Source organism: Streptomyces broussonetiae (assembly GCF_009796285.1).
Taxonomy (GTDB): domain Bacteria; phylum Actinomycetota; class Actinomycetes; order Streptomycetales; family Streptomycetaceae; genus Streptomyces; species Streptomyces broussonetiae.
In genome coordinates this window covers 6981469-6999216 of sequence record NZ_CP047020.1, presented here as the reverse complement: position 1 = coordinate 6999216, position 17748 = coordinate 6981469, and the positions used below count along the sequence as shown (strand labels likewise).

The following is a 17748-nucleotide window of genomic DNA, read 5'->3' as shown; positions in this document are numbered from 1 at the left end:
TACGGCTGCGGCTGCTCGACGGCACCGAAGCACAGTGAGCCCCGCCTGAACCCCACCATCATCGCCGAGGCACGAGAAAGGGCGCCGGCCATGTCACGGTCCACCACGGAACTCATCGATCCCACTGCGGTCCTCGACCGTGCCGCCGCCGGTGGGCGGATCACGCCCGAGGAAGCCCTCGTCCTCTACCGGGACGCGCCGTTGCATGCGCTGGGCGCGGCGGCGGACGCGGTGCGCCGTCGTCTGTACGCGGGCAGCGAGCACATCGCGACGTACATCATCGAGCGGAACATCAACTACACGAACGTGTGTGTCACGGCGTGCAAGTTCTGTGCCTTCTACGCGGCGCCCAAGGACACCGCGAAGGGCTGGACCCGCGATCTGGACGACATCCTGCGCCGGTGCGCGGAGACGGTCGAGCTGGGCGGTACCCAGATCATGTTCCAGGGCGGCCACCACCCGGACTACGGCGTGGAGTACTACGAGAAGCACTTCAAGGCCATCAAGGACGCCTTCCCGCAGCTGGTGATCCACTCGCTGGGCGCGTCCGAGGTCGAGCACATGGCCCGGATCAGCGGGGTGTCGGTCGAGGAGGCCATCACCCGGATCCACGAGGCCGGTCTCGATTCCTTCGCGGGCGCCGGCGCGGAGCTGCTCCCCGAGCGGCCCCGCAAGGCGATCGCGCCGCTGAAGGAGTCCGGTGAGCGCTGGCTGGAGATCATGGAGGCCGCGCACCGGCTGGGCGTGGAGTCGACCTCCACGATGCTGATGGGCACCGGCGAGACGAACGCGGAGCGGATCGAGCACCTGCGGATGATCCGGGACGTGCAGGACCGCACGGGCGGTTTCCGGGCGTTCATCCCGTACACGTACCAGCCCGAGAACAACCACCTCAAGGGCCGTACGCAGGCGACGCTGTTCGAGTACCTGCGGATGATCGCGATCGCCCGGCTGTTCCTGGACAACGTCCGGCACATCCAGGGCTCGTGGCTGACCACGGGCAAGGAGGTCGGCCAGCTGTCGCTGCACTACGGCGCGGACGACCTGGGCTCGATCATGCTGGAGGAGAACGTGGTCTCCTCGGCCGGTGCCAGGCACCGTTCCAACCGTCTGGAGATCATCGACCTGATCCGCAAGGCGGGCCGCGTCCCGGCGCAGCGCGCCACGACGTACGAGCACCTCGTCGTGCACGACGACCCGGCGAACGACCCCGTCGACGACCGCGTCGTCTCCCACATCTCCTCCACGGCCATCGAGGGCGGCACCGCCCACCCGGAACTGCGGATCGTCCAGGCACAGCCATCGCCGGCCGCGGCGCCGCACGCCACATCATGAGTTCCACCCCCGCCACCACCAAGCCTCCGGAACCGTCCGAGTTGCGCCGCAAGTGGCCGATTCTCGCCATCTGTTGCACGAGCCTGTTCATCGTGGGTCTCGACACCACGATCGTGAACCTGGCGCTGCCCTCCCTCCAACGGGACCTGCACGCTTCGGCGTCGGGCCTGCAGTGGACCGTGGACGCCTACACCGTGGTGCTCGCCGGTCTGTTGCTGCTGTCCGGATCGGTGGCCGACCGGTTCGGCAGGCGGCGCACCTTCCAGAGCGGTCTGCTGCTGTTCAGCCTGGCCTCGCTGCTGTGCGGGCTGGCGCCGGACACCGGCCTGCTGATCGTCTTCCGGGTGCTCCAGGCCATGGGCGGGGCCATGCTCAACCCGGTCGCGATGTCCATCATCACCAACACCTTTCTCGATCCGCGCCAGCGGGCGCGGGCGATCGGGATCTGGGGCGGTGTGGCGGGGATCAGTCTGGCCCTCGGGCCGGTCGTCGGCGGGACCCTGGTCGAGACGGTGGGGTGGCGGTCGATCTTCTGGATCAACGTTCCGGTCGGACTGGCCGCGCTGCTGCTGACCGTGTTCTTCGTACCGGAGTCGCGTGCGGAGCATCCGCGCAGATTCGATCCGGTCGGGCAGGTCCTGGTCATCGTCGTGCTGGTCGCCCTGACCTTCGGCATCATCGAGGGACCGGCCAGAGGATGGGGCTCGGCGCCGATCGTCGGCTGCTTCGCGGCGAGTGCGGCGGCCTGCGCGGCGCTGGTCGGCTACGAGAGGCGCCGCCATGAACCGGTGCTCGATCTGCGGTTCTTCGCCGACGTCCGGTTCAGCGGCGCGATCGCGTCGGCGGTGTGCGGCTTCGCGGCACTGGCCGGCTTCCTGTTCCTCAACTCCCTCTTCCTGCAGGACGTACGCGGCTACTCGCCGCTGCACGCCGGGCTGCTCACCCTGCCGATGGCCGCCATGACCCTCGTGTGCGGGCCGCTGGCGGGCCGGATCATCGCGGCCCGCGGACCGCGTACGGCACTGATCATCGCCGGCGCGGGCACCGCGGGGTGCGGGCTGCTGCTCCTGGACCTCGCGGCGGACACCTCCGTCTGGTACCTGATGCCGGCGTACGTGCTGTTCGGGGCGGGCTTCGGCATGCTGGACCCCGCCATCACCTATACGGCCGTCTCGGGGATGCCGCGGGCCCAGGCCGGGGTGGCCTCCGCGCTCACCTCCACCTGCCGGCAGATCGGCGCCACCCTCGGCGTCGCCGTCCTGGGCTCGCTCTCGACCGCCCGGGTGCGGGGAACGTTCGCCTCGGGCTTTCCCCGGGCCAGTCACATCAGTTGGGGCGTGATGGCGGGCTGCGGCGCCGCCGTGCTGGTGCTCGCGGTGCTCACCTCGGCGCGCGAGCGGCCGCGGCCGGCCGGCCCGGTCGAGGAGGAGCAGGACGCCGCCGTACGGCAGGCACCGGGCTCCGGGGCCACCGGTCCGGTCCGGCGACCGGCACCCTGACCCGGCCCGACGAGCCGTCCCGCCCCACCCGCCGGCCCCTGCGCCACCACTCACCGCTCTTCTCGGAGGTTCACCGATGACGCACGTGGACGACAACGCGCACCTGGCGCTGCGGCCCTTCATCAAGGCCCACTACCACTTCCAGTTCCTCAGCACCGGGTTCGAACTGGGGATCTTCGCACTGCTGGGCAGAAGTCCCGGACTGACGGCGCAGGAGATAGCGCAGCACACAGGTCTCAACCACCAGCCCACGCGCATCCTGCTGCTCGGCTGCACCGCGACCGGCCTGCTGCGCAAGGAGGGCGACGGCTACCACAACACGCCGCTGAGCGAGCCGCTCAGCGGTGCGCCCGACCAGGCGCCCGCCTCGTACCTGCCCTGGGAGCGGCAGGGCATCTACCGGGCCATCGGCTGGTTCGGCGAGGCGCTCAAGCAGGACACGAACGTGGGGCTGCTGCGGGAGATGCCCGGGACCGCCCCCACCCTGTACGGGCGCCTGGCGGAGAACCCGGACCTGGAGGACCTGTTCCACACCATGATGAGTTCGGTCAGCACACTGGTGGCCGGGGACATCACGCAGAAGCTTGACCTGTCGGCGTACCGCAGCCTGCTCGACGTGGGCGGCGGCGCGGCGATCAACGCCACCAACCTGGCCGGCAGATGGCCGGATCTGTCGGTCACCATCGGCGACCTGCCCAGTGTTGCGGAGAGCGCGCGCAAGAAGGTCGCCGAGACGGGGCTCGAGAGCCGGGTGCACACGGTCGAACTCGACGCCTTCCAGGACGAGTTCCCCGCCGGTCACGACGCGGTGCTGTTCGCCCACTTCCTGGAGATCTGGTCGGCGGACCGGGTCCGCGCGCTGCTCGCCAAGGCCGCCCGGGCGCTGCCCACGGGTGGCGGCGTGTTCGTCGTGACCCCCTTCCAGAACGACGAGGAGACCGGTCCGCTGCGGGCCGCGTACCTGTCGGCCTACTTCCACACCATCGCCTCCGGCGAGGGCATGGTGTACACCTGCAGCGAGTACGAGGGGTGGTTCCGCGAGGTGGGCCTGGAGCCGACGGACCGGCTGATGCTGGGGCCGGACACCGTCGTCGTCTGCGGCCGCAAGCTCTGAGGGGCCACGGCGTTCCATTCGGCTCACGGCCACCAGAGGACAGCACGTTCGAGAGCGGGACCGCCGGTGCGGTCCCGCTCTCGTGTACACGGCCGGACAGCCGAGCGGCACACTGCGTGGTCACCGTCCCCCGGTATTTCCGGGCCGATACCGGCGAGTTGGCCTCTGTTCACACCTTCGTCGGACGGGTGCTGCGCGAGCAGGAGCGCCAGGTGTCCTGGACGGTATGTACGGCCGGGGACGGGGCGCCCGCCGCGGCTGACACGGTGGAGCACGGCCTGACGGCCCGGGCGCACGGATGGCCTCGGCCGATCGGTGGAGCCGAGGATCGTCCCGCGGTCCGACGCCGGGCGACGGGGCCCACGGCGAGAATGACGACCATGCCAATTGCACCCAGGGAACCGGCCACAGGGACTGGAATCCGCGCGGACGAAAGGGAGATCCTCTTCCGGCGGACTGCCATGGCCGCGTTCTTGTGGGCGGTTGTGTTCACAACCGGTCTCGCGGAACGGGGACTGACGAGTCTGACGTACCAGCAGGTCACCGGCGCGCTGTGACGCGGCAAGCGGAATTCGGCCCCGCCGCGCGCCGCTCCGGAATCTGCGAAGCTTGCCGATCACCGCGTACACGGCCGTCGCGGGTCGCGCCGCCGACTCCGTGATGCCGGAGAACCTGGGCGTCGCCGCGGCGATCCACGTGACGGCCTCGGCCACCGGCGCCGGCATGCTCCGTGCTCTGGTACGCGCCCACGTGCTCGACCAGACCGCCTGAACCAGTTAAATCCAGCCAGGTAGTTGATGTCCATGGCCAGAAGGTGTCAGAGATCGGACATGGATCCGGTCGGTCGGCCAGAATAAGACGCATCGCTTGCGATCGGTGGCGGTCTTCACCGGACAAACGGACATCGGGTCCAGCATTCTCACGAGGAGGCACTCTTGGCACCCCTCCTGCGCACCGCCACCGGCTCCCACCACGACACGGCCGAGCCGCCCCCGCGGGTTGGCCTGGCCCATCTCAGCACCACGCTCACGGTGTTGGCCGCCGACGCGTTGTTCACCCGCAGTTTCCACAGCGGCGCGGAGCGGCTGTGGGGCCGTCATCTCTACGATCTGCTGCACCCCAGCGCGGCCCGGGTCCTCGACCGGCAGTTCTCCCGTCTGGCCGACGGCGACCAGGACCACTTCACCGAACGCGTCATCGGACTCGGGTACGCCGGTCTCCCCTTCTTCGCGGACCTCACCGGTACCGCCGCCGAGCACCCCGACGGTGCCCCGGCCCCCGTGACGTACCTCGTCGCGGTGCGCCCGGTCGGGGAGCCGGACCCGTCGCCGCTCTCGCAGCCCCCGGCGCGAGCACTGCTGTCCACGCTGCACGCCCGCATCCTCGAGGGCATAGCGGCCGGCGCGTCCAACATCCAGCTCGCCTCCCGCCTCCATCTGAGCCGCCAGGCCATCGACTACCACGTGGGGCGCCTGCTGCGTCAGCTGCGCGCGCCGAACCGCGCGGCACTCGTCGCCCGCGCGCACGCCTACGGCATGCTGGCCGCCGGCACCTGGCCTCCTCGGGTCCCGCCGGGCTTCCTGGAGGCGGCCCCGGCGCCCGTACCCACGGGCCTCACGAAGCCGGCCGCGCCCGCCCGAGGACGGGCCACCGTGGAGTAGGTCCTGCCCCTGCGGCCGGGGCCGTACCCCGCCGCACCTGCGGGGGCGTCAGCGACCGGTGCCGTCGCGCGGGGTGATGTGGAAGTCGAACGCGACGGTGCCGGGGTCGATGGCCGTGACCCCGCCGTCCACGGGCAGCACCGCGCCGTTGACGAAGGACGCCGCCGGCGAGAGCAACCAGCCGATCGCCTCGGCGACCTCACGCGGCTCGCCCGGCCGGCCCATCGGCACGAGCGCGGTCGCCTGCTGGTAGGCGGACTCGGCGCCACCCTGTCCCAGCTCCGCCTCCTGCGCGAACCGCGCCATGCGCCGGTCGGCCATCTCCGTCCTCACCCAGCTGGGACACACGACGTTGGCCCGCACCCCCTGGCGTCCGTAGTCGACGGCGACCGAGCGGCACAGCTGCAGCAGGGCGGCCTTGGACGTCGCGTAGGGGGCGTTGCCCACGCCGTTGCGCAACGCGGAGACCGACGCGACCCCGACCACCGCTCCACGCGCCCGCACCAGGTGCGGGAGCGCCGCACGCAACAGGAGCATCGGACCGGTGAGGTTGGTACGCATCACGTCGTCCCAGTCCCCCAGCGCCAGGTCGCCGGCCGTACCGCCGCGCCCGATCCCGGCGTTGAGCACCAGCCCGTCGAGTCGCCCGTGGGCGTCGAGAGCGGCTCGGACGAGACCGTCGACGGCAGCGGGGTCGCCGGCGTCGGACGGGTACGCCAGCGCCCCGGTCTCCCGTTCGAGCCGTCGCAACGGCTCGGACCGCCGCCCGGAGACGACCACATGATGACCGCCCTCGCCCAGCAGCCGGGCGGTGGCTTCACCGATGCCCGAGCCTGCACCGGTGACTATGACAACTCGCTTGTCGTTCAAGGCGGTTCGTCCCCCAGTCCGGGATCGCACGGAGATCACCCAACGGATCCGATCCTAGAGCCGCCGCGATCAGCAGGTCGGACGAGCCGGGAGGGCGCGACCGTGCAGGTCCGGAAGACGCCTTTGTCGTCCAGGGTGACGAGGGTGGAGTTGTCGCGGGTGAAGGTCGTCAGCGCGATGGCGTCGGCGGGGCCGGTGAGGGCCGGACCGAGCTGCCGGCGTGTCTGCAGGCCCCAGGGACTCAAGCCGTCGAGGCGCAGGTCCGGGGTGCCGTGCACCAGGAACCTGCCGGAGGGGACCGCCACCGTGCCCAGCAGCGGACTGACGGTCACGGCTTTCCCGTCCGGCCGGAACACCACCGTCGTGGAGATCATGAACAGGGAGGCCTTGAGGGTGAAGTCCATCTTCCGGATCAGCTTCACCGTCCTCAGGTCATAGAGCCTCAGCGAGTTGATGCCGCCTTTCGACCCGATGCTCCTCACCCGGTCATAGGTGGCGTACGTCGTGTCGTCCGGTGAGGAGGCGACCGTGTTCGCGAAGCCGCCCAGGTTGCCGGGCAGGGTGCCGAGCCGGGTTCGCTCGAGCAGGTTCCGGATCTCGACCTTGTCCTCACCGGCCTGAAGCGCCATCAGCCGGCCGTCCGGACTGAGCAGAACGTGGCTCATCGACCCGACGGCCATCGCCGGGGTCGCGGCGGTCCGCCTGCCGCGCGGACGTGCGGCAGGTCCTCGGCAGCGCGCCGCGCCCCACTTCTGCGACCGGGCCGCCCGGATGAGCCGACGGACGGTGCCGACCGTGGCGACGAGGCGGACGTGGAAGCAGGCGGTGACGCCGTTCCCCATGCGCGCGGCTCACCCCTGTGCGCGGCCCACCCCCGCGCGCGGCTCACCCCTTCGCGATCGCGCGCACCGCCGCTTCGGTCAGCGTCGCCGCCGTGCGCACCGCGCTGGCGACGGCGTCATCGGGGCCGAGGCCACACAGATCGGTGAGGGTGAACAGGGCTTCGGCACTGACGACCACGGCCAGGTCCCGTTTGAGCTGGGCGAAGGCTTCGGGGTCCGTCGCCCCCAGCGTTTCCGCCAAGGGGGCGAGCGCGTGGTCGATCAGCCCGAAACGGACACCGGGGCGTGCGGTCGCCGTCTCGGGGCGGGTGACGGTCGCCGCGATCACGGCGCGCACCGCGCCCTGGCGCAGGAGCACGCCGCGCAGCAGGTACTCGCAGGCGAAGGCGACCCGTTCGGCGGGGTCGGCGGAGTCCGCGACCGGTGCGAGCGCCTCGGCGGGCGGCGGCCAGGCGCCCGCCAGAGCCTCGCTGATCAGCGAGGGGAGGTCGGGGAAGTAGCGGTAGGCGGTCGCCTCGGAGACCAGGGCGGCGCGCGCGATCGCGGGCATCGTCACCTCGCCGCCCGAGGCGATCAGCTCGCGAGCGGCTTCGACGAGGGCCGTACGCGTGCGCCTCTTCTGGTTGCTGCGGCCGGTGTCGGTCTGCGTCGTCGCCATCGCTCCATCCCTTTCGCGCCCGTCCATGACATGGCCACTTTATCATCGCCGACTCTCATCATGAGAGTCCACTTGCATAAAGAGGCCTGGCTCTCTACTCTCCTCCGTGAGAGCCGACTCTCACGAAGGGGACTCCAATGAACGAGGCTTCCGTGGTGGGTCCGGACGACGGCGAGACCATCCGCCTGGGACCGGCACAGATCCGCATCCTTGAGGACGGCAGCACCACCGGGCACCGTCTCGGCATCGGCGAGATCACCCTCGCCCCGCATACCCAAGGGCCGCCGCAGCACCGCCACGCCCGGCACGACGAGGGCTTCTACGTCGTCTCCGGCACCGTGCACTTCACCATCGGCGAGACGACCCACGTCGCACCCGCCGGCACGCTCGCGATGATCCCGCCCGGCGCCCCGCACACCTTCGCCAACCCCGGCGACGAGCCCGCGGTGATGCTCAACACCTTCACGCCCGACCTGTACGTGCAGTACTTCCGCGACCTGCGGGACATGATCGCCGACGGCCGGGAGCTGACCCTGCAGGCGACGGTCGAGGTGATGGGCCGGTACGCCACGGTTCCGGCCACCGACTACGCGCACCCGGCTCACGCCACCGACCCCACACACCAGTAACCGATACGGAGACCTCCATGACCAACACCGCCCGCACCCTCACCCTCACCCTCGAATCCGGCGACGTCGACCTGGCCTACAGCGTCGACGAGCGTGGCGAGGGCCGCCCCTTCCTGCTCCTGCACGGCGGCGGCGGTCCGCAGACCGTCGCCGGGTTCGCCGGGTTCCTCGCCGAGCAGCGGCCGGCCCACGTCATCACCCCCGTCCACCCCGGCTTCGGCGGCACCGCCAGGCCCGGCTGGCTGAGCGACGTTCCCACCCTCGCCCAGGTCTACGTACGGCTGCTGGACGAACTCGGCCTGAGCGACGTCACCGTCGTCGGCAACTCCATAGGCGGCTGGATCGCCGCCGAGATGGCACTGCTCGGCAGCGACCGGATCAGCGGTGTCGTCCTCGTCAACGCCGCCGGTATCCACGTGCCCGGCCACCCGGTCGCCGACCCCTTCACGCTGACGCCCGCCGAACTGTCCGCGCTCTCCTTCCACGACGTCGAGACGTTCCGCATCGACCCCAGCACGTTCTCCGACGAGCAGCGCGCGGCGGCGATCGCCAACCGGGCCGCGCTGCAGGTCTATTCGGGCCCGCACGCCATGGCCGACCCCACCCTGCGCGAGCGCCTGGCCAAGGTCACGCACCCGGTCCTCGTCGCATGGGGCGAGAGCGACCAGGTCACCGACACCGTGTACGGACGGGCGTTCGCCGCCGCCATCCCCGGCGCCCGGTTCGAACTCCTCCTCCGCACCGGGCACATGCCCCAGATCGAGACCCCCGGGCAACTGCTCACTGCCATCTGGGACTTCACCGACGCCCACACCGTCAACCGGCCCAACGGCTGAACGGGGGAACCCACATGACCGTGCCCGGGCAAGGACGGCGCGCCCCGGTCCTGGCCGTCTGCTGCCTGAGCGTGCTGCTGGTCGGTCTCGACGTCACCATCCTCAACGTCGCCCTGCCCCCGATGCAGCGGGACCTGAACTCCTCCGTCCCCGGCCTGCAGTGGACGCTCGACGCGTACACCATCGTGCTGGCCTTGCTGCTGACGCTCGCCGGTGCCACCGCCGACCGCGTCGGACGCCGGCGGATCTTCCGCCTCGGCCTCGTGCTGTTCACCGTCGGGTCCGGTCTGTGCAGCCTGGCGCCCACCACGGGGTGGCTGGTGGTCTTCCGTACGGTGCAGGCGGTGGGCGCCAGCATGCTCACTCCGGTCGCCATGGCCATCCTCGCCAACACGTTCACCGCTCCCCGGGACCGGGCACGGGCCATCGGCGTATGGGGCGGGGTCGTCGGGCTCAGCATGGCGGCCGGCCCGGTCCTCGGCGGCGTGCTGGTGGAGTCGGCCGGGTGGCGCTCGGTGTTCTGGCTGAACGTGCCGATCGGGCTGGCCGCGCTGGCACTCACCGCACTGTACGTCCCGGAGTCCCGCGCGGAGCGGGTCGGACGGGCCGACCCGGTCGGCCAGTTGCTGGTGGCCGTCCTGCTCGGCACCCTGACGTACGCGATCATCGAGGCACCTGGCGCAGGCTGGACCTCGCCGCCGATCGTGGCCTGCCTGGTCGCCGCGGCGGGCGCGCTGGCCGCCTTCGTACCGTACGAGAACCGGCGCGCCGAACCGCTGATCGCACCACGGCTCTTTCGCAGCGCACCCTTCAGCGGGGCCACCGCGACAGCGGTGTTCGCCTTCGCCGCACTCGGCGGCTTCCTCTTCGCCAACACCCTCTACCTGCAACGCGTGGTGAAACTGAGCGCCCTGGGCGCCGGGCTCCACCTGCTGCCGATGGCAGTGCTGTCCCTGGTGTGCCCTCCGCTGTCCGGCCGGATCGTGGGCAGCCGCGGTCCGCGGATACCGCTGCTGCTCGCGGGGGCGGGCATCACCGCCAGCGGTGTACTGGCGACAGCCGCCACGCGCTCCGCCCACCCGTCCGACACCCTGCTGTACGTCACTTACGCCCTGTTCGGTCTCGGCTTCGGCTTCGTCAACGCACCCATCACCTACACGGCGGTGTCCGGCATGCCGCGCGCCCAGGCCGGGGTGGCCGCCGCGGTCGCCGCCACCAGCCGGCAGGTCGGCTCCTCGCTCGGCATCGCGGTGATCGGCGCCACGGTCGCCTCCGGTGCCCGCCCGGCCGCCTGGTGGATCATCGCCGGCTGCGGAGGCGCCATCGTCATCCTCGGCACCGTGACCACCGGCCGCCGGGCCGCCGCCACCGCCGAACGCGCCGCCGCCCGCCTCACACCCGACCCACCACGCGCCACGGCGGACGCTCCCGGCTGACCGCGAGCCCCCAGCGCTGCACGAACCCGGCAGGCCGACCGCACACCCCCGGTGCGCAGCGGTCGGCCGGCCCGGCGTCCGTCAACGGCCGGCGGGCGGGGTGAGGACGGTGCGGTCGAACGGCCCGCCGTGCGCGGCGGCGTACGCGACGGCGTCGTTGACGGCGTCGAGAGAAAAGGTACGGACCCGTTCGGGACGGAGATCGAGCGCACGTGACGCGATGAGTCGGATCATGCCGACGTTGGCCGAGCGTGGGCACACCCACTGCCCGCGCACGGTGACCGAGTTGCGCATGATCCACGGGTAGGGAAGAGCGAGATCGGCGCCACCGAGCATGCCGACGCCGCCCATCAGGACGACGCGGCCGTACTCTCGGACGGTCATGGCCGCCGCGCGCACCGCCGAGCTGGGCGCGGCGGGCGGGAGCAGGTCGATCACCATGTCGATCGGGCCCTCGGCCGCGGCGGACACGGCCGCGCGGTCGGCGTCCTCGTCTCCGGTCAGTTCGACCGGAGCCACGCGCGGTCCGAATCGGTCGGCGAGGAGGTCGAGCGCGGCGCGGTTGCGGCCCGGCGTGATCACCCGGCCCGCCCCCGTCGCAAGGGCCACGGCGACCGCGGCGCTGCCGAGGTTGCCGGTGGCTCCGCTGACGACCAGCGTCTCGCCGGCTGCGAGGCGGCCCGCCAGCAGTCCTCCGTAGGGGATGGCGTACATGCCGAGCGAGGACCAGCGCGCCGGATCGTCCTCCGCTTCCCGGGGCAGCGGGTGGACGTTCTCCGTCGGTACCCGCATGAGTTCGGCGAATGACCCGTCGTGCAGGTGCCGGGCGAGCCTGGCGCCGCCCTCGCCGCGGGAGCTCCAGCCCTGCAGCGCGATGTCGGGTGTCAGCGCGTCGTCGCGAGAGCGGACCGTGCAGTCGCACCACACCAGGTCGCCGACGCGCAGCCGGGTGGCGTCCGGGCCGACGCTGACGATCCGTCCGACGCCACCGGTACCGGGGACCACAGGGGGTTCGAGCGGGTATTTGCGCCGGCCGCTGAAGACCTCCTCGGCGTACGGGAAGATGCCGGCCGCCAGGACCTTGACCACCACCTCGCCGCCGCCGGCCACGGGATCGGGGATCTCCTGCACGGTGAGCGGGGCACCGAACTCTGTCAGGACTGCTGCTCGCATCTGCTGGCCTCCTTGATGGTCCGTCTTGAGGCTAGGAGCCCCCAGGGCATGAGCCAAGCGAGCATCTGACATCTGTGGTATGCGTAGTGCGCATGGACTTCTCCAGTACCGCCCTACGGGTCCTGCGGCAGGTCGCCGAGTCGGGGAGCTTCACCGCGGCGGCCTCTCGGCTCGGCTACACCCAGTCGGCGGTCTCTCGCCAAGCGGCAGCCCTCGAACGGAGTGCGGGTGCCGTCCTGTTCGAGCGCCGCTTCGACGGGGTACAGCTCACCCCGGCCGGCCTGACCCTGCTCCGGCACGCCCGCGTGATCCTCGACTCCATCGCGGTGGTCGAGCACGAGCTGGCCGACTCCGCCGCGCGGACGGAACCGGTGCGGCTGGGGATGTTCCCCAGCGCCGGGGCATCGATCCTGCCCGGTGTGCTCACGCGCCTCGCGACGGCCTGCCCGCAGGTGACGGTCACGACGCGTGAGGGCACCACACCCGGCCTGCTCCGGGCCCTGCGGGCGGGGTCGATCGACATCGCCGTACTGACGTCCCGCCCGCCGCACCGGCCGTCGGACGGTGAGTCGCCCCGGCTTCACGTCGAAACGGTCGGGGACACCGAACTGCTCGTAGGAGCGGCGACCACCGGCAGGTTCGCCGGCCGCACCGCGGTGCACGTCGACGAACTCGTCGACGCCCCTTGGATCGACACCCCCTCCTCGGGCGCCGAACCTCTGCTCGGCGTCTGGCCCGGCCTGCCCGGACGGCCACGCGTCGTCCACAGCACGCGCGACTGGCTCACCAAACTGCAGCTGGTCGCCGGCGGTTTCGGCGTGACGACGGTGCCGTCCCGCATGTCGGCGGTGCTGCCACACGGCGTAAGCCTGTTGCGTGTGGACGGAGTACCCACCGAGGTCCGCCGGATCCTCGTGGCGCGGCTTCCCGGCACTCCGGCCCCCGGCGTCACGGCGGCCGTACGAGCGATCACTTCGGTCACCTGACGCATCGCCGGCGCGGCCGACCGGGTACCCCACGGCGTGGGCCGTGGCCCTCACAGGCCTTGTCGCCCGGAGCACCGCGATGCCCGCCCTGGCAGGTGCACGGGGGCTCGCACCGCATGGCGTCGGCGAGTTGTCACCGGTCGTCCGGCCGCGCCGAGGACCGCTGCACGGTCGGGAACCGGCCGCGGGCGACCGCGATCACCAACCTGGCTGTCCGGCTGCCGGTGGAAGGGCGTCCCCGTGACCTTCACACTGCCCCCGACCAGCTTCGCGACGCCTGTGCCCAGTGGACCTGCGATCCGGGCACCGCACCGCAGGCCATTATCTGTCGGGCCAAGGAACGTGCGTGCATCGACCGTGTCCTGCAGCGGACTTCACCGGGATGGGCCCCGGACCGGATCCCAAAAGCGATGGAGGCCGGCGAGGCAACCCGAGTCGGCGGCCTCGTGCCGCCCTGCGCGGGTGCCGTGGCTCAGGCGTCGATGATGACGGGGATGATGAGGGGCTTGCGGCGGTGGGTGCGGAACGCCCAGTTCGCCACGGCGCGGGCGATGAGTTGTTCGAGTTGGCGCGCGTCCCCGACGCCTTCCTCGGCCGCGGTGGCCAGGGTCTTCTCGATGACGGGGACGACCGGCTCGAAGGTGGTGTCGTCGTGGACGAAGCCGCGGGCCAGGAAGTCGGGGGCCTCGGCGAGGGCGCCGGTGTCCGCGTCGACGATCGCCACCACGGTGACCACGCCTTCGGCGGCGAGGGTGAGGCGGTCCTTGAGGGACGCCTCGGTGGCGCCGCCGACTTCCATGCCGTCCACGTAGACGTTGCCGGCGGGGACCTTGCCGGTGATGGACGCACGTCCGTCGACCAGGTCGACGACGACGCCGTCCTCGGCGATGACGACCCGGTCGGGGTCGACACCGGTGCGGATGGCGAGGTCGGCGTTGGCCCGCAGGTGGCGCCATTCGCCGTGCACGGGCATGACGTTGCGGGGTTTGACGATGTTGTAGCAGTAGACGAGTTCGCCGGCGCTGGCGTGCCCGGAGACGTGCACCTTGGCGTTGCCCTTGTGGACCACGTGGGCGCCCCACCGGGTGAGTCCGTTGATCACCCGGTAGATGGCGTTCTCGTTGCCGGGGATGAGGGAGCTGGCGAGCAGGACGGTGTCGTCCTTGCCGATGCGGATCATGTGGTCGCGGTTGGCCATCCGTGACAGCGCGGCCATCGGTTCGCCCTGGGAGCCGGTGCACACCAGCGTGATCTTGTGGTCCGGGAGCTTCTCCAGCTCCTTCGTGCTCACGACCAGACCGGAGGGGACCTTCAGATAGCCCAGGTCACGGGCGATGCCCATGTTGCGGACCATCGACCGGCCGACGAAGGCGACCTTGCGGCCGTGCTGGTGGGCGGCGTCCAGGACCTGCTGGATGCGGTGCACGTGGCTGGCGAAGCTGGAGACGATGACCCGGCGCGGCGCGGTGCGCATCACCTGCTCGATCGCAGGGTTCAGCTCACGCTCGGAGGTGGTGAAGCCGGGTACTTCGGCGTTGGTGGAGTCGGTGAGGAACAGGTCCACGCCCTCCTCGCCGAGGCGGGCGAAGGCACGCAGATCGGTGATGCGGTCGTCGAGAGGGAACTGGTCCATCTTGAAGTCGCCGGTGTGCAGCACCATCCCGGCCCGGGTGCGGATCGCGACCGCGAGGCTGTCGGGGATGGAGTGGTTGACCGCCACGAACTCGCAGTCGAAGGGCCCGAGGCCGCGCCGGTCGCCCTCCCGCACCCGCACCGTGCGCGGCCGGATGCCGTGTTCCTTGAGCTTGGCCTCCAGGAACGCCAGCGTCAGCTTGGAGCCGACGACGGGAATGTCGGACCGCTCGCGCAGCAGGTACGGCACGCCGCCGATGTGGTCCTCGTGGCCGTGGGTGAGGACCACGGCCACGATGTCGTCCAGCCGGTCCCGGATCGAGGTGAAGTCCGGCAGGATCACGTCCACGCCGGGCTGGGTCTCCTCGGGGAACAGCACGCCGCAGTCGACGATGAGCAGCTTGCCCGCGTGCTCGAAGACGGTCATGTTGCGGCCGATCTCACCCAGGCCGCCCAGGGCGATGACCCGCAGCCCTCCTTCGGGAAGGGGCGGGGCGGCTTTCAGCTCGGGGTGCGGATGACTCATGCCCCTGACGGTACCCGGAGAGCCGGACAGGGTGATCCATTACCTCCTCCGAACAGGGGCGGGCACCACAACGGTGTCCGGGGACGATCTGATGACGCCGACGGCCGGACAGGGAGGGGTCAAGGCGGGGTCCAGCCAAGGTGAGCCCAAGCGCCGCCACGAGATGATCTTGGAGTCCTGAAGGCGGCTGGTCAGGATGCGGTAGGCATCGCGCGGGCGAGCGGCGCCAGGTTTCCGTACAGGGCGGCGTGCAGGGCGGCTGCGAGTTCGCGGGCCCGGCTCTCGTCTGCCACGTCGTGCAGTACGAAGCAGACCGGCCCCGCGGAGGAGTCCGAGCGGATCTCGCCGGCGCGGATCATCTGGATGACCGCGGCGCGGATGGCGTCGTACACCGAGTCGGCGACGGCGTACTGCCGGGCGGTGATCATGTCGGCCTTCACCGTCCAGTGCTCGCCCAGAGACTCGATGGCGACGAAGACGGCGTCCTGCTCCTTGGCCTGCCGGTTCGCCGCTTTGAAGGCCGCCATGCCCGTCGCGTCGGGAATGAGGTCGGCGGGGCAGGGAGCCGGCAGCGGCTGCATGAGAACCACGTGCCAGGCACGCGGGACGGCACGGACGTCGACACGCCGGCGTGTGCCTCACCGGGCCTGGCCGGCCGCCGATGGGCAACCGGCGCGCCGGCAGGGCTCCGGCCCGGGACCGGTGGGACCGTCTTGGACAGAGAAGGACCCCAGCGTGGTGATCGCCGGGGTCCTTGCCCTGCGGGAGTCAGGGGCGCTCGTTTCAGGGGCCGATGGTGGGGTCCAGTCGGTGGCGGGCCGGGAGCGTCGTCCGTGTCTTCGTGCCGGCGTCCGGTCAGGCTGAGGTCTTCGACTGCGGCTCGGGGCCTTGTGTGCGCATTTGCTCGTTGATGCGCTGCGCTTCTTCGAGTTGGTCTTCGAGGATGATGATGCGGCAGGCAGCTTCGATGGGGGTGCCCTGGTCGACGAGTTCGCGGGCACGGGCAGCGATGCGCAGTTGGTAGCGGGAGTAGCGGCGGTGGCCGCCTTCGGAGCGCAGAGGTGTGATCAGGCGGTGTTCGCCGAGGGCGCGCAGGAAGGCGGGGGTGGTGCCGAGCATGTCGGCGGCCCGGCCCATGGTGTAGGCGGGGTAGTCGTCGTCATCGAGAGGGGTGACGGCGCGGGAACTGCCAGGGGGCATAGACCTCTTCTTCCGGGGGACGCGTCGGGGGGCCCGGGCGCCGTACTGGCACCCGGGCCCCGAGCTTTCAACACCATCTACCGGCGAACTGCGCCGGCCTCGTATGTCCGCAGGGTCCGCCTGCGAGGGCGGGACTGCGGGGATCGCGGATGCGTGACCGGGGACCACCTTCCAATCCGGGGCCTGCGGTACCCGGGCGGACTGCTTCCTCGCCCGGGCGATCCTGATGGCGTCTCGCTCCTTACCTTCGGTTACTCGGTTGCACTGCTGGATACCGCGGGTACTGCTCACGACCCTCTTGGGCCGTGTCCTGCTTGACCTGCCGGCATGGCAGTTCGTGTCTGCCGTGCCCACTTCGACTTCCTGGGTACGACAAAGACAGTAACCCTGCGACGAGCCAATGTCTACTATCGTAACGACAGGTTTTCTCCATGGTGAGTGTCTGGAGTTCTTCCGCAGATACACTCGGAAGAGTGCTGTCCCGGGTTGCTTCCCGGCTCGGCGACCACATGCTGAGCGTGGCTGATCGCGTCCCTGCCGGTGGAGGAGGGGCTGGGACTGGCGATCGCCAACCGGCTTCGCCGCGCCGCCGGACCCCGGCCCTCATAAGTCACCAGTCGCTTCCCTGGTCGCCGCCTCCGCCGGTGACGGCCGTGGCCGCCTGGGATGCTGTGGGCGCTTCGGCGGTCACGATGCCGTGGTGACGGGTGCGTCGAGGCCACGGGTCGCGACGAGGCGTGCAGTGGCATCGGCCAGGCCGTAGCACAGGCCCACGACGGCGGCGTGTCCGGCGGCGACCTTCTCGGCGAGCAGCCGGGAGCGGTCCAGCAGCAGGTCGACGGTGTGCCGGATGTGCTCGTCCAGGATCTCCTCGCCCTTCACGCGGCCGGCGGCCCGGGCCGACAGCACGCTGGGCGTCACCCGCTCGACGACATCGCGCACGTAGCCGGCCGGGGCCACCCCGTCCTCCAGAGCGGCGCGTGCGGCGCCGACGGCACCGCACGCCTCATGGCCCAGGACCACAAACAGGGGACAGTTCAGTATGTCGACGCCGTACTCGATGCTGCCGATCACTTCCGGTCCCGTGACGTGGCCGGCAGTGCGCACCACGAACAGATCGCCCAGTCCGCGGTCGAAGATGATCTCGGCGGCCAGGCGGGAGTCGGAGCATCCGAACAGCACGGTGAACGGTCGCTGGGACGCGGCGAACTCGGTGCGGCGGGCGGCGTCCTGGTTCGGATGTTCGGGGATTCCCGCGACGAATCGCTGGTTGCCGGCCATCAGCAGTTCGAAGGCTTCACGGGAGGTTGCGGCCTGGGTCTCGTTCATGGCGGAAGCCTGAGGACCGCCC

The 17748-nt window shown here is 71.1% G+C and carries 17 protein-coding genes and 1 pseudogene; 10 read left to right on the top strand and 8 right to left on the bottom strand.

Annotated features, from left to right (window positions below):
- Positions 1–90 precede the first annotated feature (90 nt).
- From mqnC to GQF42_RS32240, 5 genes are all read left to right on the top strand, one after another.
- Positions 91–1335: a cyclic dehypoxanthinyl futalosine synthase gene (mqnC, locus tag GQF42_RS45075; RefSeq protein ID WP_199272873.1), complete on the top strand. Its 1245-nt coding sequence runs from the start codon at positions 91–93 to the stop codon at positions 1333–1335.
- Positions 1332–2834, top strand: a complete 1503-nt coding sequence (locus GQF42_RS32255) for an MFS transporter (protein WP_158925770.1) — start codon at positions 1332–1334, stop codon at positions 2832–2834. Before mqnC ends, GQF42_RS32255 begins: the two co-directional genes overlap by 4 nt.
- A gap of 76 nt (positions 2835–2910) precedes the next feature.
- Positions 2911–3948, top strand: a complete 1038-nt coding sequence (locus GQF42_RS32250) for a methyltransferase (protein WP_158925768.1) — start codon at positions 2911–2913, stop codon at positions 3946–3948.
- 609 nt (positions 3949–4557) lie between these two features.
- Positions 4558–4719, top strand: a complete 162-nt coding sequence (locus GQF42_RS32245; RefSeq protein ID WP_158925766.1) for a hypothetical protein — start codon at positions 4558–4560, stop codon at positions 4717–4719.
- Positions 4720–4883: 164 nt separating this feature from the next.
- Entirely contained in the window at positions 4884–5609 is a 726-nt protein-coding gene (locus tag GQF42_RS32240; protein WP_233273520.1) for a helix-turn-helix transcriptional regulator, read from the top strand.
- 48 nt (positions 5610–5657) lie between these two features.
- Here the strand turns inward: GQF42_RS32240 and GQF42_RS32235 are convergent, their stop codons facing one another.
- Genes GQF42_RS32235 through GQF42_RS32225 form a run of 3 tightly spaced genes read right to left on the bottom strand, consistent with a single transcriptional unit; the run spans position 5658 to position 7979 of the window.
- Positions 5658–6479, bottom strand: a complete 822-nt coding sequence (locus GQF42_RS32235) for an SDR family NAD(P)-dependent oxidoreductase (protein WP_158925764.1) — start codon at positions 6477–6479, stop codon at positions 5658–5660.
- A gap of 35 nt (positions 6480–6514) precedes the next feature.
- Positions 6515–7321, bottom strand: a complete 807-nt coding sequence (locus tag GQF42_RS32230; protein WP_158925762.1) for a WD40 repeat domain-containing protein — start codon at positions 7319–7321, stop codon at positions 6515–6517.
- A 43-nt stretch (positions 7322–7364) separates the two neighbouring features.
- Positions 7365–7979, bottom strand: coding sequence for a TetR/AcrR family transcriptional regulator (locus GQF42_RS32225; protein WP_158925760.1), 615 nt, complete (start codon positions 7977–7979; stop codon positions 7365–7367).
- A gap of 137 nt (positions 7980–8116) precedes the next feature.
- On the opposite strand from GQF42_RS32225, the gene GQF42_RS32220 reads away from it, so the two are divergent.
- The 3 genes from GQF42_RS32220 to GQF42_RS32210 are packed head-to-tail and all read left to right on the top strand — an operon-like array spanning position 8117 to position 10880.
- Entirely contained in the window at positions 8117–8608 is a 492-nt protein-coding gene (locus GQF42_RS32220) for a cupin domain-containing protein (RefSeq protein WP_158925758.1), read from the top strand.
- A 17-nt stretch (positions 8609–8625) separates the two neighbouring features.
- The gene (locus tag GQF42_RS32215) at positions 8626–9444 is read left to right on the top strand and encodes an alpha/beta fold hydrolase (RefSeq protein ID WP_158925756.1); all 819 of its coding nucleotides are present in this window, start codon (positions 8626–8628) and stop codon (positions 9442–9444) included.
- 14 nt (positions 9445–9458) lie between these two features.
- On the top strand, positions 9459–10880 hold the full coding sequence (locus GQF42_RS32210; protein ID WP_158925754.1) for an MFS transporter: 1422 nt from the start codon (positions 9459–9461) through the stop codon (positions 10878–10880).
- Positions 10881–10961: 81 nt separating this feature from the next.
- On the opposite strand, the gene GQF42_RS32205 is transcribed toward GQF42_RS32210, so the two are convergent.
- Positions 10962–12053, bottom strand: a complete 1092-nt coding sequence (locus tag GQF42_RS32205) for an alcohol dehydrogenase catalytic domain-containing protein (protein ID WP_199272872.1) — start codon at positions 12051–12053, stop codon at positions 10962–10964.
- A 92-nt stretch (positions 12054–12145) separates the two neighbouring features.
- Here GQF42_RS32205 and GQF42_RS32200 point away from each other — a divergent pair, with 92 nt between their 5' ends.
- Positions 12146–13039 (top strand): LysR family transcriptional regulator, encoded by an 894-nt coding sequence (locus GQF42_RS32200; protein ID WP_158925752.1) that lies wholly within the window; start codon positions 12146–12148, stop codon positions 13037–13039.
- A gap of 472 nt (positions 13040–13511) precedes the next feature.
- Here the strand turns inward: GQF42_RS32200 and GQF42_RS32195 are convergent, their stop codons facing one another.
- The 3 genes from GQF42_RS32195 to GQF42_RS32185 all read right to left on the bottom strand — a co-directional run bounded on the left by GQF42_RS32195 (position 13512) and on the right by GQF42_RS32185 (position 16397).
- Positions 13512–15197: a ribonuclease J gene (locus GQF42_RS32195; protein WP_158918872.1), complete on the bottom strand. Its 1686-nt coding sequence runs from the start codon at positions 15195–15197 to the stop codon at positions 13512–13514.
- 191 nt (positions 15198–15388) lie between these two features.
- Positions 15389–15778, bottom strand: coding sequence for a hypothetical protein (locus GQF42_RS32190; RefSeq protein ID WP_158925739.1), 390 nt, complete (start codon positions 15776–15778; stop codon positions 15389–15391).
- Between the two features lie 274 nt (positions 15779–16052).
- Positions 16053–16397: a MerR family transcriptional regulator gene (locus GQF42_RS32185; protein ID WP_158925737.1), complete on the bottom strand. Its 345-nt coding sequence runs from the start codon at positions 16395–16397 to the stop codon at positions 16053–16055.
- A 522-nt stretch (positions 16398–16919) separates the two neighbouring features.
- On the opposite strand from GQF42_RS32185, the pseudogene GQF42_RS47330 reads away from it, so the two are divergent.
- Positions 16920–17006 (top strand): annotated as a pseudogene (locus GQF42_RS47330) (Sua5 family C-terminal domain-containing protein); the annotation flags it as partial.
- A gap of 78 nt (positions 17007–17084) precedes the next feature.
- On the opposite strand, the gene GQF42_RS32180 reads toward GQF42_RS47330, so the two are convergent.
- Positions 17085–17726 carry a carbonic anhydrase gene (locus GQF42_RS32180; RefSeq protein ID WP_158925735.1) on the bottom strand — a complete coding sequence of 214 codons (642 nt, stop codon included), beginning with the start codon at positions 17724–17726 and terminating at the stop codon, positions 17085–17087.
- Between the last annotated feature and the right edge of the window lie 22 nt (positions 17727–17748).